Source organism: Paenibacillus piri, assembly GCF_004354045.1.
GTDB lineage: Bacteria > Bacillota > Bacilli > Paenibacillales > NBRC-103111 > Paenibacillus_S > Paenibacillus_S piri.
Window position 1 is genome coordinate 664,724 of sequence record NZ_SMRT01000001.1, and the last position, 15,823, is coordinate 680,546.

At 50.1% G+C, this 15,823-nt stretch carries 16 protein-coding genes; 11 read left to right on the forward strand and 5 right to left on the reverse strand.

Annotated elements, in window-relative coordinates; all coding sequences use genetic code 11:
• Positions 1-50 precede the first annotated feature (50 nt).
• Complete coding sequence (locus E1757_RS02840; RefSeq protein ID WP_133225292.1) at positions 51-986, reverse strand: nucleoside hydrolase; 936 nt, start codon at positions 984-986, stop codon at positions 51-53.
• A 343-nt stretch (positions 987-1,329) separates the two neighbouring features.
• Here E1757_RS02840 and E1757_RS02845 point away from each other — a divergent pair, with 343 nt between their 5' ends.
• The 9 genes from E1757_RS02845 to E1757_RS02880 all read left to right on the forward strand — a co-directional run bounded on the left by E1757_RS02845 (position 1,330) and on the right by E1757_RS02880 (position 10,137).
• Complete coding sequence (locus tag E1757_RS02845; RefSeq protein ID WP_246078987.1) at positions 1,330-2,277, forward strand: ABC transporter permease; 948 nt, start codon at positions 1,330-1,332, stop codon at positions 2,275-2,277.
• Positions 2,277-3,200 (forward strand): carbohydrate ABC transporter permease, encoded by a 924-nt coding sequence (locus E1757_RS02850; protein ID WP_133225293.1) that lies wholly within the window; start codon positions 2,277-2,279, stop codon positions 3,198-3,200. Before E1757_RS02845 ends, E1757_RS02850 begins: the two co-directional genes overlap by 1 nt.
• 80 nt (positions 3,201-3,280) lie before the next feature.
• Positions 3,281-4,789, forward strand: a complete 1,509-nt coding sequence (locus E1757_RS02855; protein ID WP_133225294.1) for an extracellular solute-binding protein — start codon at positions 3,281-3,283, stop codon at positions 4,787-4,789.
• A 213-nt stretch (positions 4,790-5,002) separates the two neighbouring features.
• Positions 5,003-6,070 carry an ADP-ribosylglycohydrolase family protein gene (locus E1757_RS02860; protein ID WP_165971929.1) on the forward strand — a complete coding sequence of 356 codons (1,068 nt, stop codon included), beginning with the start codon at positions 5,003-5,005 and terminating at the stop codon, positions 6,068-6,070.
• Positions 6,071-6,108: 38 nt separating this feature from the next.
• Positions 6,109-7,224 (forward strand): ADP-ribosylglycohydrolase family protein, encoded by a 1,116-nt coding sequence (locus E1757_RS02865; RefSeq protein ID WP_133225296.1) that lies wholly within the window; start codon positions 6,109-6,111, stop codon positions 7,222-7,224.
• Between the two features lie 79 nt (positions 7,225-7,303).
• On the forward strand, positions 7,304-7,606 hold the full coding sequence (locus E1757_RS36370; RefSeq protein WP_246078988.1) for a Gfo/Idh/MocA family protein: 303 nt from the start codon (positions 7,304-7,306) through the stop codon (positions 7,604-7,606).
• Between the two features lie 6 nt (positions 7,607-7,612).
• Positions 7,613-8,383 carry a gfo/Idh/MocA family oxidoreductase gene (locus E1757_RS02870; protein WP_246078989.1) on the forward strand — a complete coding sequence of 257 codons (771 nt, stop codon included), beginning with the start codon at positions 7,613-7,615 and terminating at the stop codon, positions 8,381-8,383.
• Between the two features lie 346 nt (positions 8,384-8,729).
• On the forward strand, positions 8,730-9,749 hold the full coding sequence (locus tag E1757_RS02875) for an HD-GYP domain-containing protein (protein WP_165971930.1): 1,020 nt from the start codon (positions 8,730-8,732) through the stop codon (positions 9,747-9,749).
• Between the two features lie 85 nt (positions 9,750-9,834).
• On the forward strand, positions 9,835-10,137 hold the full coding sequence (locus E1757_RS02880) for a hypothetical protein (protein ID WP_133225298.1): 303 nt from the start codon (positions 9,835-9,837) through the stop codon (positions 10,135-10,137).
• Between the two features lie 130 nt (positions 10,138-10,267).
• On the opposite strand, the gene E1757_RS02885 is transcribed toward E1757_RS02880, so the two are convergent.
• Positions 10,268-10,603: a hypothetical protein gene (locus tag E1757_RS02885; protein ID WP_133225299.1), complete on the reverse strand. Its 336-nt coding sequence runs from the start codon at positions 10,601-10,603 to the stop codon at positions 10,268-10,270.
• Between the two features lie 69 nt (positions 10,604-10,672).
• Between E1757_RS02885 and E1757_RS02890 the strand changes: the two genes are divergently transcribed.
• Positions 10,673-11,059, forward strand: coding sequence for a DUF423 domain-containing protein (locus E1757_RS02890; RefSeq protein WP_133225683.1), 387 nt, complete (start codon positions 10,673-10,675; stop codon positions 11,057-11,059).
• A 241-nt stretch (positions 11,060-11,300) separates the two neighbouring features.
• Here the strand turns inward: E1757_RS02890 and E1757_RS02895 are convergent, their stop codons facing one another.
• Complete coding sequence (locus E1757_RS02895; RefSeq protein ID WP_133225300.1) at positions 11,301-11,807, reverse strand: hypothetical protein; 507 nt, start codon at positions 11,805-11,807, stop codon at positions 11,301-11,303.
• Between the two features lie 473 nt (positions 11,808-12,280).
• Here E1757_RS02895 and E1757_RS02900 point away from each other — a divergent pair, with 473 nt between their 5' ends.
• Positions 12,281-12,583 (forward strand): YunC family protein, encoded by a 303-nt coding sequence (locus tag E1757_RS02900; protein ID WP_133225301.1) that lies wholly within the window; start codon positions 12,281-12,283, stop codon positions 12,581-12,583.
• Positions 12,584-12,867: 284 nt separating this feature from the next.
• Here the strand turns inward: E1757_RS02900 and E1757_RS02905 are convergent, their stop codons facing one another.
• Both E1757_RS02905 and E1757_RS02910 read right to left on the reverse strand, forming a co-directional pair.
• Positions 12,868-14,466, reverse strand: a complete 1,599-nt coding sequence (locus E1757_RS02905) for an extracellular solute-binding protein (protein WP_165971931.1) — start codon at positions 14,464-14,466, stop codon at positions 12,868-12,870.
• A 39-nt stretch (positions 14,467-14,505) separates the two neighbouring features.
• Positions 14,506-15,651 carry an enolase C-terminal domain-like protein gene (locus tag E1757_RS02910; RefSeq protein ID WP_133225303.1) on the reverse strand — a complete coding sequence of 382 codons (1,146 nt, stop codon included), beginning with the start codon at positions 15,649-15,651 and terminating at the stop codon, positions 14,506-14,508.
• Positions 15,652-15,823: the final 172 nt, after the last annotated feature.

The following is a 15,823-nucleotide window of genomic DNA, read 5'->3' on the forward strand; positions in this document are numbered from 1 at the left end:
CCATCTGATTCCCCGATGTTCAGCATAGCTGAACGAGTTCACTCAGATGCTTAGGAGTGCTGCCTCAGCTTGGCAAATAGGTCCATGAAGACCTCGTTGCGATCAATATCCATAGCCTCTTTATAAAAATGCCGGGAATCATCGAAGGAATAAGTAAAGTTCGGATTGAGGATCGGTGTCCGCCGAACCGACGAGGGGACCCATTGCTCGTTCAGCAGCCAGGCAATTGCGGATACATCCCAAAGCACCTTGGACCATCCCATTCGATTTTGCCCAAACTTCGTAAACCGCCCCCGGATCATGTCGCTGAAGTAGGTGCCTAACTTATTGGCTCCCCGCAAGCAGGCATCAATCTCATAAGGTGTCGTCAGCAGATGGGAGGCTACCCCATGGCAAGGAAGGACGACCAGCGGAACGCCGCTGTCATAGATCAGCGAGGAGGCATGATAGTCCTGCGACACGTTAAATATTCGCTGAGTAGGCCAATAGTGAGCGTTTGGACCGAGCCATACGACGACGATATTGCGGATAATGTCAGGACATTTGGCGATTGCCGACGCTACATTCGTAATCGCCCCGATGGCCACTACATATAGCGGTTTGGAGGAAGACAGAGCAAGCTCGATGATTTTATCAGCTGCTTCGCTCGTTACCGGTTCATCGTGACTGCTCATGTACTGCGTGGAGCCTTTATATACCGGAGGCGCATTCTTCAATTCCATCAGGTCAAAGATGTTAAAAATTTCTTTGTAGCTCTTTTCCATTCCGTCTGCCGGGCTAACCGAGTTCCAATTATAGAACGGTGCTGCCGTTACGGCCAGAAGATCAATCTTTTCCGGACAAAGCAGCGTGTAGGAGAGGGCGAACTGATCATCCACCTCGTTGAAAGTATCGGTATCGAGTACCATACGGACGCGTCCTTCAGGACAAGCAAGTCTTTGCAACATCGTACTGTCATCCAGTTTGGGCCATGCGGAGCTGTTCATTGTGTGTTCCATCCTCCTAATAATAGCCATTATTTTGTAATTGCTTACGGGCCTCCCTAAAGTAATTAAAATTATTCCTCTTAAGGGCTGAGTCTCTTTTGGGGGACTTTGCTTGTATTATAGGGGATACATCGGAAAGTCTGGAATATTCAATTATCTAACTGGATCCTGATTATGGAATTGTACATTTGTTTCATAATTGTACAGTTAGGCGACTAAACTGTTCATTTACTTCAAGTTGAACAGGGCGCTAAGATTAAGCTATCAAACGGAAATGGTTGGAAGTAATGATGCACAATCTAAAGCGCAATCAGTACCTGTCCATCGATCGTGAGGTGCTTATATGAGAGAAGAACTGTGTTCGCAGCCCGAAAGCTCCGCTCTTCAGCTTATGCCGCTGGCTAGGTTAATGAAAAATTTGGTCCGCTATAAGTTTTTCTATTTGATGCTCGTTCCTGGACTTCTGTATATAGCCATTTTCCATTATGCCCCGATGTTCGGACTCGTCATTGCTTTCCAAGATTACAAGGTGTTTAAAGGGGCAACGGGCAGTCCATTTGTCGGCTTCGCTAATTTCGTGTACTTGTTCAAGTCGCCTCAATTTATTACAGCTATGAAAAATACGTTTATTATAAGCGCTTACAAAATCATTATTGGATTTCCGGTTCCCATTCTGTTAGCTCTTCTAATCAATGAAGTTCGCTATATCATCTTCAAACGCAGCGTGCAGACGATTCTATACCTGCCGCACTTTCTGTCGTGGATTGTCATGTCCGGCCTGCTGTTCAATTTCCTGACCGAGCAAGGACCTGTCAATAATCTGATCAAGATGACGGGCCGGAAGGCCATATTCTTCTTCAGTGATGAGGTGTATTTCCGAAGCATACTGGTGCTTTCCGACATCTGGAAGGAGATGGGATGGAACGCCATTATTTACTTGGCCGCACTCACCGTTGTTTCCCAGGAAATGTACGAGGCAGCCAAGATCGATGGAGCGACCCGGTTCCAATGCATGATGAAAATTTCTATGCCCAGCATTATGCCTGTCATCATGATCATGCTCCTGCTGAGGATGGGCAGCATCCTTAACGTAGGCTTCGAGCAAGTATTCAATCTGTACAATCCGATGCTGTACAGTGTGGGAGACATCATTGACACGTATGTATACCGGATCGGTGTGCTGGAGAATAAATTCCATATTTCCGCTGCAGCCGGAATGTTCAAATCCGTCATCGCCTGCATCATGGTAATTACCACCTACTATTTTTTGGAGAAAGTGGAGGATAAGTGATGAAACCGAGACGACAGCAAGCTGCCGGACCGCGCCGCAGAAAAAATGTTTTCGACGCAGACCACATTTTTGGAGCGTGTAACCTATTGTTCTTAACCATAATTACACTGGTAACGCTGCTCCCGGTCATCGCCGTCCTGCTCAGCTCCGTAACGCCAATGGATGATGTGATCAAGCATCCCAGCTCGTTCATCGTCATCCCCAGCAGCCTCACGTTCGATTACTATGCGTGGTTATTTCGTGGCAGCTCAAGCATTATCGATGCCTACACGATCACGATTCTTAGAACGCTTGTCGGGACAGCCATCAGCCTTGCTCTTACCATTGTGACCGCGTATCCGCTATCCAAAAAGTTTTTGCCGGGGCGCGGCGGGATCATGTCGATCTTCTTCTTCACCATGCTGTTCTCCGGCGGGATCATTCCTACGTTTCTGATCGTTAACGGCCTGCATTTGACCAACTCGTTCTGGGCGCTCATTATTCCTAGCGCATTAAGCGTTTACAACCTGATCATTATGCGGACCTTTTTCCAAACGATACCCATTGAATTAGAGGAATCGGCCTATATCGACGGCGCTTCCGAGATGACTACACTACTAAGAATCGTCTTGCCGGTATCTTTGCCATCACTCGCTACGATCAGTTTGTTCTATGCCGTGTTTCATTGGAATGCGTTCTTCGACGCGGTCATGTACATCACCAATCGAAAGCTGTGGCCGCTGCAGTTGATACTGCGAGAGATCTTGGTTAAGAACGATATCGGCGATCTCGCACTCGGCGGCTCACTGTCTGAGGTCAGACCGCCTAGTTCGGTGCTGATCAATACGACCATTGTGGTTGCCGTACTTCCTATAATGTGTGTGTATCCATTTCTGCAGCGCTATTTTATTCAGGGCATGATGGTCGGCTCCATTAAGGGATAAACGGCCTGTTCAAGCCACCTGCAAACCCCGCCAGCAGGAAGGTTTGTAATAGAACCAAACAATATGGGAGGTTATGGGAAATGAAAGGAAAGCAAAAAGCCAGCTTAGGCCTGTCCGCCACACTGCTTCTGTCTATTGCTGCCGCTTGCACCAACAATGATGCAGCACCGCCAGCTGCAAGCTATGGAAAAGATTCCGGTCCGATCAAGCTATTGTATACGAAGGGCGGTTTTGAGAAGGCTCCGGACGGCAATCCCATTAAAGAAGCAATTGAAAAAGGTTCGGGCGTGAAATTCGATCAAACTTCTCCGCCATCGGCCAACTACGCGGATCAAGTGCCTGTGATTATGGCTTCCAATGATAAGCCGGACGTCGCGGTAATGCCTACGAATCATGCCATCTTTGACTACGCCAAACAAGGCGCACTGCTGGATTTGAAGCCTTACTTGAATCTCATGCCGGATGTGCAAAAGTCGGTTCCGAAGGAAGCGCTCGACTACTTTACCGAGAACGGCAAATTGTGGGCCATTCCGATTTGGACCAGCCCGCAGCGCTATAATTTTGTTATTCGTGGCGATTGGTTGAAAAAGCTTAGCCTCCAAGTGCCAAAGACGCTTGACGAACTGCACAACGTTCTGGTTGCCTTTACTGAGAAAGACCCTGACGGCAATGGCGTCAAGGATACCTATGGGATTAGCGGGTTGGGCCTCGATTCGCTCGACGGCATATTCGGTGCATTCGGTGTTGTTGCAGGCGATGCACCTTGGGTAAGCCCAACGAAAGCGAGCGTCTATTTCGTTGAACAGAACGGCAAGCTGATTCCACAAACAACGCGTCCGGAAGCCAAAGAAGCTTTGACTCTGCTCGCCAACTGGTATAAGGAGGGCCTCATCGATCCGGAGATGTTCACTCAAACCTCAGCCGTACGAGACGAGAAATTTGTTAAAAACCGCTACGGCGTAACGGCCAACTGGTGGACTTGGGAATCCAACCAGGAAGTAACGATGAAGAAGACGGATCCAAACGTCCAGCTGCTGCGAATTGCTCCGCCGATCGGACCTCGTGGTGAATCGGGCTTACGCGGTACACCACTCGTTGCCCGTGGCGTAGTTGTCATGGCGAACACCAAGCATCCCGAGGCTTCGGCCAAATTTATGAACTACTTCAACTCCGATGAAGGCGCAATGAATACGTACACAGGGATTGAAGGCATTCATTGGGAGAAAAAGGACGGCAAAATCTTAACAATGCCGCAATTTGATAAAGACAGCAAGTGGATTCAATGGTATTCCTTATTCGAGAACGAAGCTCCGCTGCTCAAAGTGGAAACTTATGCAGTTCAGTCCCGTCGGGATGCTTTTAATTGGAAGGTCATCAAAAATGCCGCCGATCTGATGAGTTCCCAGGCTGAGCTCAAATATTCCGCCGATCTGCGTGCATTGACAGCCGATTATTACGCCCGTTTCATTACCGGCAAAACTCCGCTGTCCGACTTCGACAAGTACGTACAAGAATTCAATAAACGCGGCGGCCAAGAATGGACGGATGAGGTGAATAAAATTTATCAGGACAAAAAAGCGAAGAAATAGCAGACCTTCTGGCGCGTTGCAGGATTTTCGACAATCGCCATCAAAGGAGCGATCAACTATGAAGCGGAGATTCGTGTGCTCTACGGCAATGCTTCGGGAGTTAAAGTATCCGCTTGTGGCAAGGAATTTATACTGTGAGAAAGGAATTGTGTTCAAAAATGGTATCGATACCATATATATTTTTCATAAGAACAAATGAGGAGAGAAAAATCTATGAGCGAACAAGTAAGCTTAAGAGAGAAATTTTACGGATGTATTGCCGGAGTTCATATCGGTTCTGCGATGGGAGCGCCAGTCGAGGGCTGGGATTTCGAGCGGACGGAAGCAACCTATGGGATTTTGGATAAATTAGTATCCTACGAGCATTTCAACAACGGTTGGGTACGTGAGGCTGGTACGACCGAGGATGGTGTCGAAAGACAGAAGCTGATGATCTCCGCCATTATTGAAAAACAGGATCGAGTGACTGCAGAGGATGTCCGCAGACAGTGGTTATTGAAAATTAAACCAGAGTCGGCAGGGATGATCTCGGAGCCGTTCGAAGCGGTGCTGCTCGCGATGGCGAAGAGCGGTATTCCGGCCAGAGATATCGGTAAATATTGCGACTATGCCGGGCTGAACAGCATGTCCCGTTCGTGCCATCCGATCGGGTTAATTAATGCCGGAGATATCGAAAATGCAATTAACGATGTGAATGAGGTTGGACAGCTGTACCAGACGTCAAATGGACGCGGCTTGAAATGGGCGGCGGTAACGGCATCGGCCATTGCAGCCGCAACCAAACCGAATGCAACGGTGGATAGCGTCATCGGAGCGATCTATAACTACTGCGATCCGGATGTGGTCGTGAAGGAGATTGACCGCGAGCTGGGGCGTACACAGCACATCTCCGATATTCGCGAACTGCGCAAAGCTTTACATGAGTCCTATAGTATCAGAGGCATTCCTTACGAAGTGAGCTATGCAAACGAAGTCGTAACGAAAGCTTTATGCATTTTCAAAATGGTGAATGCCAACGTCAAGGAAGCTTTGATTACGGCGATCAATATGGGAAGAGATACGGACTGCATTACGGCGGTTGCTGCAGGGATTTCCGGAGCGCTCAGCGGCACAAGCTCGATCCCTGAGGAATGGATTAAGCAGGTCGATTATGCCACTTCACTGCATGTCGTAAGCAATTCGCATCGAACGATGAAAGAGCATGCAGAAGGCTTGTATCAGGCTTACCATTCAAGGTTGATAAGATTGAAGGCTTATTCCGAGCAGATGGCTGCTATTTAAATCATGCATCATTCTAACTATGTGAGGAGAGTTCAACCATGAGTCAAAATATTCGCCTTAAAGATAAATTTTATGGCTGCATTGCGGGAGTTCATGTCGGGGCAGCGATGGGCGCTCCTGTCAAGGGCCTCAGCCATCAGGAAATCGAAGCGAAATACGGCATTGTGGACCGCTTATTGCCATACGAGCGCTATAAAAACGGCTGGGCCCGCGCTGCAGGTACGACGGAAGATGGCGTTGAGAGACAGAAGCTGATGATCACGGCCATTATCGAAAAGCAGGATCGTGTGAATGCGGAAGATATTCGCTCCATCTGGGTCAGGGACATTAAGTCGGAAGCAGCCGGTACTATCGCGGAGCCGTTTGAAACGACCTTGCTATCCGTTGCCAGAAGCGCTGTTCCTGCCAGAGACATCGGTAAGTATTGCGATTATGCGGGACTAAGCACGGCTTCAAGCGCATGCCAGCCGATCGGTCTGATTAACGCTGGCGACGTCCGCAATGCGGTAGCTGACGCGTTCGAGATCGGGCAGCTGTATCAAACCTCCAAAAGCTACGCCGTACGGTGGGCCGGAGTTTCCGCTGCTGCGATTGCTTCAGCCGCTAAGCCAGGTGCAACTGTGGATAGCGTGATCGGCGACATCTTCCGATATTGCGATTACTCGGATCTTACTCATAAGATTGACGGCTCCAAGTATGGGTATCTTCGCGATAACGTCATTCAGGAGCTCGATTCGGGCTTGAAGCGTACGGCACACTGTACAGATTTTCATGAATTGAAAGTGGCGTTTGACAGTATTTACTACGGCTGCGGCGTTCCTTATTGTAACAGCTTCGCCAACGAAGCGATGACGAAAGCGATCTGCATTCTTCGATTGGTGAAAGGAAATGTGTATGATGCCATCCTGGCCGGAGTAAATATGGGAAGAGATACGGATTCCGTTGCCGCTGTTGCCGGCGGGCTGGCCGGTACACTACAAGGTGCAGCGGCACTGCCTGCGGAGCTTATCAAGCAAGTGGATCAAGCTACGGCTTTGAATCCGTTTACGAATAATCAAAGAACGATCAAGGAGCAAGCTGACGGATTGTACCAGGCATTCCACGCGAGACTGCAAAGAATTAATACATTTACCGAAACGATGCTAGCTATTTAACAAAGATCTTGCAAAAGGGAGGCGGTGCAGATGTACTTCTTCCCTTTCAAGAGAAGTCGATCGGGGAGGAAGATCAATCGTGCCCAAATTGAAAATAGGAATTATCGGTCTTGGTGAGGTTGCCCAAATTATTCATTTGCCTGTACTTGAAAGCTTGTCCGATAAGTTTGAAATTACCGCAGTCTGCGACATTTCTCCCAAGCTTCTGGAGGTTGCCGGGGACCGGTACAATGTCTCTAATCGTTACACGAACGCCGCTGAATTGGCAAGTCTGTCGGAATTGGATGCCGTTCTTGTTTGCAACAGCGACGAATATCATGCCGATTGCGTTATTGCCGCCGTTCAAAACAAGAAGCATGTGCTGATTGAAAAACCGATGTGATTAACCTTGCAGGAAGCAGACGAGATTATCCGTGTTCGAGACGAGATGGGTGTTAAAGTGATGGTCGGCTACATGAGAAGGTATGCTCCGGCATACTTGCAGCTGGTGGAGGAAGTCAAGAAGCTGGATAAAATCAATTATGTGAGAGTCCGCGATATTATCGGGGGCAATCATTTGTTTATTAACCAATCCAGCAATGTGTACCGTTTCGATGATATTCAGGAACATGATAAACAAGAACGTGCTGAGCGGGCCCATAGATTAGTGGAGGATGCCATCGGCGATGCACCTGCGGACCTGCGGTCAGCGTATCGGTTACTCTGCGGACTGGGCAGTCACGATCTATCTGCGATGCGGGAAGTGATCGGCCTCCCCAAGAGGGTTGTTTCGGCCAGGCAGTGGAATAACGGCCGCTTCATGAGCGCGATACTGGAATATGACGGATTCCATGTGACCTATGAAACCGGGATTGACAATATACGCCGATTCGACGCGTGTATCGAGGTTTACGGCAGCGATAAGTCGCTGAAGGTACAATATAATACGCCCTATATGCGTCATCTGCCGACAACCTTGCAGGTGAATGAAACGATCGGGGAAGCGTATCATGAGACTGTAGTTCGTCCTACCTTTAAAGATGCGTACACCTGCCAATTTGAATATTTTTACGATGTGGTTATGAAGGGTTTAACGCTGAAGACGACACCGGAGGATGCGAAAGAAGACTTGAAGCTGTTCCGCAAGCTAATCGAAGCGATGAAGGAGAGTAACGAATAGCGGCACGCTTCCTTCGATGGCAGTGCGGTCGAGTTTGCGGTGAAAAATGGCGAAATCTATCGCATCGCTTCAACCGTCTGGGCGAAACGTAAACGAATATCGGAAGTTTAGCAGAACCTTGTCGAACGGCCATTTTTGGCCTCGACAGGGTTATTTTATTTTGGTTGAATAGAAAGTGTAAGATTTAAACTTTGCTTCGCACAACCTTGATAAACGTGCTCGTCCTCGAAGGACGGCGAAGCCGTTTATCCCTGGCATCTCTTACCTATATTTAACATTGTTTACAAAGAACGGAGCAGTGTGCGGATCGGGAGGACGACCTTATCCTTTTGGGGGTGGATGTGCGGTGCATGCAAAGATCGGCGTTTCTGTTAAAAAGGATATCTTTAACCGGGTGGGTATTCTGCTGGTACCGGCTCACACGAGGCTGAAGCAAGAGGATATCAAGCGGCTGATCAGACACCGGGTTGACCTGGCGGAGGTCGAGTTCGGAAACGAACCGGACGGCGGCGGAGAGACGGCAGCCGATTCCGAAAATCAGCTTATCGAGGATGCGACCGCCCAGGTGAAGGAACTATTTGACCGGATCCGTTTCGGACACTACATCCCTATCCGGCAAATCAGCAGCACGCTGTTGCCTGTCATAAGGCAGGCTGCGGACTCGCCGAACCTGTTCAGGCTGCTCAACGGGCTGCGCTCCAAGGATAACTATACGTACAAGCATAATATCGGAGTCGGGGTACTGTCCACCCTGATCGGCAAATGGATGAATATGGATGAGGAAGAGCTCACGCTGCTGGCGATGGCAGCCACCCTGCATGATGTCGGCAAAATGAAAGTGCCTATCGAAATCATAAATAAGCCCGAAAAGCTGACCGAGGCCGAATATCGGTTGATGAGAAGACATACGATCCACGGCTATGAGCTGCTGAAAAGTACGGCGGGCGCTCCGCACCGGATCGCTCTAGTTGCGCTGCAGCATCACGAGCGGGAGGATGGAAGCGGCTATCCGTTCGGCCTGAAAGGGGACAGGCTCGATCCGTTTACGAAAATCGTCAGTATCGCCGACGTTTTCCACGCCATGACCTCGAAACGGTCCTACCACGACGCTTCCTCTTTTTTCACGGTGATGAATGAGATGAATACGGATGTGTTCGGCAAGCTGAACAGCAACATTTTCCTTTTATTTATGAAAAAAATGATGGAGTCGATGGTCGGCAGCTATGCTCTGTTGACAGACGGGCGGACAGGCAAAATCGTGTTGGCGAACCCGTTCGAGCCGATCAGTCCTTTGATTCAGATCGACAGTCTGTTCTTAGACTTGAGCAAAGACCGGACCGTTCGATTGCAAGAAATCGTAGGCTAGTCGATGCAGGAATTATGACGAATGGCGTCGAAAATGGAATGTTATGACAAACCAATGACAAACGAGTCTTGAGGGAGATGAGCTTATGAAATATTCCATTTGCCAATTCGTTAAAATAGTCGACATGAACGAGGAGATTCTATCGGAAGTGCTGTTTCAGCACGGAGAGCATGAGCTGCCGGCATTGTCGGTAGGCGCGTCGGTCATTACGTATCAGCTGGGCTTGCAGCAATTTGAAGTCGTTTCCGACAAAAGAGACGGCAAACAGCAGCGCAGCAAAATCGTCGACATCCAAATCGACCTGCTGACAAAACCGGCGACAACCCGCGCTTATTTGGAGCCGGCTACATTGATTATCGGTCAGCATGACGTAGGCCAAATCGTATAACCCGAGCTGCTTGGCTTGTGCGACGTACCCTTAATCAAAAACAACAGGCTGCCGACGTCGGATCGGCGGCCTATGATGCGTCATCGCCTCAACGAAGCACTCGTATGTTGCCCCCGCACATTCAAATTCTCTACTTTATCCGCTTCGATTTTATATAAAAAGCTGCATAGGTCATGAGGACAGGCACAAGCAGCACTGCACTTACGGCTGCGATCGCAATCGGAATATTGGCTGCCACAGAGCTGCTCAAGTAATTGCGTGAAATGTAACTCAGGATCAGAGAAACAATGGCTGTCAAAGCAAGAACCGCCAGCATGATCCTGAGGAGCTTCACACCGCGGCGATATTTCTCGGATAACGTAGCTTGATCGGTATAAATCGGTTTAGTGCCGGGTTTGCCGCTAAAAATATGAATCGAATTACCCGACTCCTGATTTATATTTGTCAAATTGAACGAGATTGGCATCAGGCGGCAAAATCCTTTATGATGATTAACAGGAAGTAGTGAAGGAAGCATGGCACGGAGGTGAATAACATAAACGCGAGATTTATTGCAATCGGGAGTATATGCGCTCTGCTGTCGGTCGCCTTTGGCGCCTTTGGCGCCCATATGCTGAAAGGCGTGCTGTCGCCCGACGATCTGGCGGTATTTCAGACGGGAGTGCAGTACCATATGACGCATTCGCTTGGCTTAATCGCGGTTGGCTTGGCAGCCGGTTGGATGCCGGGCAGCAAAAATTTGACGAGAGCCGGCTGGTTTCTGTTCGCCGGCATCCTACTGTTCTCGGGCAGCCTGTACGTGCTCAGTCTGTCAGGCATCAAAATACTCGGGGCCATCACGCCGTTTGGCGGCGTCTCTTTTATGATCGGCTGGTTTTTGGTCGCTTTGGCCGCTTTACAGCACAGCAAGAAACAAGGATAGACGGATTCGCCTTCCTCAAGAACGAGCGCTTTTATCAAGGTTATGTGCAGCAAAGTGAAGTGAAGCAAGCGTCGAACCGGAAGAACAGGCGGCGGCGAATGTGCCGATGCAGCGGCGATCGCGAGCTGCCGGCATACGGCATGACCGTTTAAAAGGACAAAATAAGCCCGGCGGATTCCCGCCGGGCTTGCATTCGCTGCTCTGTAAAGCTGGTTCCCTTAATTCCGCAAGCAATGTCCGCTCACGAATGAATGACATAATCGTCAATCTCATGAATATTGAACAAATAAACCTGCTTCTCGTCGACATGATAGACGGAAACATTGCCGCTGGCCGGATCAACGTTCAGAATGCGGCAGGGGACGCTTAATTTGACGCCTTTGCCCTTGATGGCGGATAGCCGGATCAGAGTGTTGTCCTCCTTGTACTTCTGGAATTGCTCCCAGATGAGGCTGTGCGGATCTTCTTGTACAGCTTCCTTAGCGACTGAAGAAGCGGGCGAAGTCGATTGCGGCTTGCCGGCTTCCGCCGTATCCCGCTGCTGCAGCGATAGCTTCCTCGTGTTCATCGTTTCTCTCATTGCTATCTCAATGGATTTCCCTAATTGAATTCCGTCCTTGATTTGGTAGTCCTCAAACTCGGTTGTGTTTAATACGCTAAGGAGCTTTTCCAGTGCGCGCCCATTGTTCACTTCTTCAATAAGGATATTTACGTTAAATAAAAATTTGCCGGTGCTTTTTTGTTCCATACCCATGGCGCTCCTTCTTTCGACCTAACTGCTATTCTGTCTAGTCTACTATATCATTTTCTTTGGGATAAAAGTAGCACCTAAATACTTCTATTTCTAATTATTTCTGGGGCATAAGCCCCGTCAGGGTACCGTCGTACACAGAGAGGCTGCTTCGCCCGAAAATGATCCGATAACACTATACTATTCGATAGAATATTTCCTTTTATTACCGTATGTATGATTTTTGTTTTTGCCGCGACCGCTCGGCCTGCAATCTGTAACCACTTTCGCCGGTTGCTGCATTTGCCGCAAAAAAAATGAAGGGCATGCTGCTGCAATTTGATTACAAGGACCGCCGCCACAAACTTCGTGAAGTCTGCGAATCGGCTTTGTTTGGCGTTTGCCTATCTTATGCAGACCTGCTCACCTGCGGTAATTCGCGTTCATATAATAGATTATAACCTATATTCCTTACAAAGGAGATGCTGATGATGATGCGTATGGAACCCGTTGACCTGGACGGCTTTACCGCAACAGCCATCGAGGTTAAGCTGCCGAAGACAACCTTGCTCGTCGTAACGACCGACAAAGGATATATCATGTGCGGTGCTTTAGATGTAGGCTTGCTGAATGAACGGCTTCAGGATCGTCATATCATTGCCGCCCGGGCGACGGGGGTACGTACGATCGAACAGTTGCTGGAGGCGCCTTTGGACATGGTGACTTTAGAGGCGGAGAGGTTGGGTATAGTACCGGGCATGAGAGGGAGAGACGCCGTTCTGAAAATGAGGTAAGAGCCGGATCAGGCAACAGCTGCGGGGAGATTGACGATGGGGAGCTGACAGATAGCGGAGTTGAACGAAAAAGGCGTGAGGCTGTTGAACATTATAACTGAGCTGTCGATGAATAGGGAAAAACCCGCCATAACATCGACAGTCTCAACAGCCTGTTTGATCTGATTACGACTTTATCGGTTAAGACCCCCACCTCTAAGGTGGGCCTTGAATCAGGTGGGGTAGAGTCCCCATCTGATTCCCCGATGTTCAGCAAAGCTGAACGAGTTCACTTGGGTGCCGGACTACTGCCGGTTCATCGCATCGTATGCCGACTGGTAAGCTTTTTCCAGCTCCTCAACACCGATTTTGCGCAGCGTGGCCCGGAATTCGTCCCATTTGTTAAAGCTCAGCTCCCCCGTCACAAACGGAGGGATCGCTTCGGCGACGAACTTGTCCACGTCCGATTTGATAGGGGAGATGCGCTCGAATGTCGCTTTATCGAAGATCGGCGAGCTGTATACGGCCTTCGGCAAGTAAGGAATCAATGCGGCATGCGCTTCAATAACCGAGGGCGGGTCGATAAAGCTGTCGTTGCTTTCGCTGATCCAATGCGGCGAGCCGCCGCCGGTCATGTTGTTGATCTCGCCGAGCGCTGCGGTCGGGCCTCTCGGATCTTTCAAAATTTTATCGGTGAACTCCGGCTTGCCGGACGCATTTAGCTTGTACGTATCGCCTTTAATCCCGAAGCGGTAAAATTCCGCGCCCTCCTCGCTGTAAAAATAATCAATCCACCGCATCGTAACCTCCGGATGTCCGTTCGCTTTCGTAATGGCGAAACCGCCCGGGTCGACAACGATCGGGTTGAAGGCGGAAACCTTTTGCTGACCTTCGGGTCCCTGGTAAGGGGCGATGCCCATATAGTCGGCTTCGACATCCTTGAACCGGTCGGTGCTGCCGAGATAAAAGTTGCCGATAATGCCCTGGTTCATCTTGGCAAAATATGTCGCTCCGTCCTGGGTGAAAATTTCTTGATCGAGCAGTTTTTCCTCGTACAGCCGGTTAAAAAACATAATCATTTCTTTAAATCGCGGATCGGTCAGCCACAGCCGGACATGGCCGTCTTCGATGTTGAAATAATATTTGAACTGGTTTTCAAGCCCCCAGGAGCCTCCCATGGCAAGAATCAGGTTGGTAATAGATTCGGCGCTCAGCGGAATTTCATCCGCAATCCCGTTGCCGTTCATGTCGGAATCGCGGAAAACCCGGTACATCGCGATCAGCTCGTCGATCGTCGCAGGCGGTCGCAGCCGGGCTTTTTGCAGCCACTTCTTATTTACCCATGGCTTCAAATAGGTGCGGTACGCGTCGGCCGTCGTCAGTAAAGGCAAGGTATAAATGTGGCCGTCGGACGCGGTCATCGATTTGCGCACCTCCGGGTACTTGTCGAACAGCGCATTCACATGCGGCGCATGGTCCCGGATCAAGGAATCCAGCGGGACGAGCAGCTTTTCGCTCATGCCGTAGCGCATAATTTCCGTAGTCGTCAAGTTTGCCTTGAAAAAAGCGTCAGGCAGCTCGCCCGAGGCGAACAGCAAATTTTTCCTTTCCGTGAAGCCCGGCATCGGTACGTCCTCGAAAACGACCTTGACATTCGATTTGCGTTCATATTCCTTGAATACGACCATCCGGTTCCACGGAATCTGGCTCTGGTCCCGCCGGCCGAACATGCGGATGCGGACCTGCTGGTTCACGATTGGAAATCCTTGATTCAATGCGTTGTCTTGCGCCGTTTCCGGCGCTTTCGGCTGCGGGGCTGCCGGCAAATCGCCGGAGCATCCGGCGGCGGACAGCAATGACAGGGAGACAAGCAAAAAGAAGGCGTGTTTCCAATAGTTGATCATTCGGCAGTCCCCCATCATCATGCGCCATACGTTCCTGAATTATCGCACCGTCCAGCCGTTATCCCCGACCTGGCGTGCGTAGTAGGCTTCATCCACCTGCAGGCCGAAGCCGGGCGCGGCGGAAACTTGGATGCGTCCGTTTCGAACGGAATAGCCGGTCGTATCGATCCCGGTAATCCATGCTTCATCCCACTCGACATACATAAAGCCCCGGATGGCCGGAGACAGATGGCAGGAAGCGAAATTGCCGTAAAAGCCCCCGTAGTTATGCGGAGCCGATTTAATGCCTCGTTCGTCCAGCCTGGCGCCGAGCGCCAGCCATTGGACAAGCCCGTAATCCTTTAAATCGTACTGTACCATATCGATCAAACCCTGCTCCGCCCAATCGACCAGCGGCCCCGCGGCCAGCCCTTCGCCGTCGGCGATCAGTACGTTCAGATTGTGCTTGGCCATCCAGTCCTTCAAGTTTTTGTAATATTCGCGATCCTCGTGAAAAGCCTCCTCAAGCCACGTCAGGTTGGATGAGGCCGTCTGCTGCAGCACATATTTGGTCAAGCCCAGATTATAGCCGTTGTTGGCATCGATCGCAATCATGCATTCGGGTCCTACGGCTTCCCGAATTCCGTTAACGATTGCAATATCGCGGTTCGTGCCTTCCATAAGCTCCATATGCATTGCGCCGCGTCCGACTTTTATTTTAAAGCCGCGAAACCCCTCGTTATAGCCCTGCATGGCCTCTTCCTGCAGCAGGCGAACGGCATCCTCCTCAGACTGAAGATGCAAGTCGTCAAAATACAGCGACGTATCGTAGCATGGGATCAGCAGCGGAGAGTCGTACCGCACACCGGTCAGCAGCTCATAGACAGGCTTGCCGGCCGTATGTCCGAGCCAATCGAGCAGCGGGAACTGGATGCTTAAGAAACGGTCCCGAATCCATTGTTCGTCCGAAAAAATGTCTTGAACCGACGCTCCGACCAGCCCGGCTGCCGCGTCACGGGAAATACGGGACCAGCCGAAGCCGGTTTGGCCGCCGATCGTAATGCGGACCATGGGAAAGCTGACCGCTTTGCCGTGTACGCCGAGTCTGGCGTTGCAGCCCGCCAATCTGCGGCGCTCTCCGGTCATGACAACCTGTTCGATACGCTCGATTTTCCAATTCGGGTCCAACTGCTGTACAAAGTTCATGGTTTGAAGCCCCTTCCGGTTTGTGTTGGATTGTTTGGTATGGGAATTGCGCGGCCCGGGTGCTTCAGCATCCGTTCTGCCGCGGATTCGCCCACCTTTTAAGGCAATTATATATCGCTGCGCCAACCGAAAAACATCAATATTTTTAACTAAAACAGCAAAATCGTGAAAA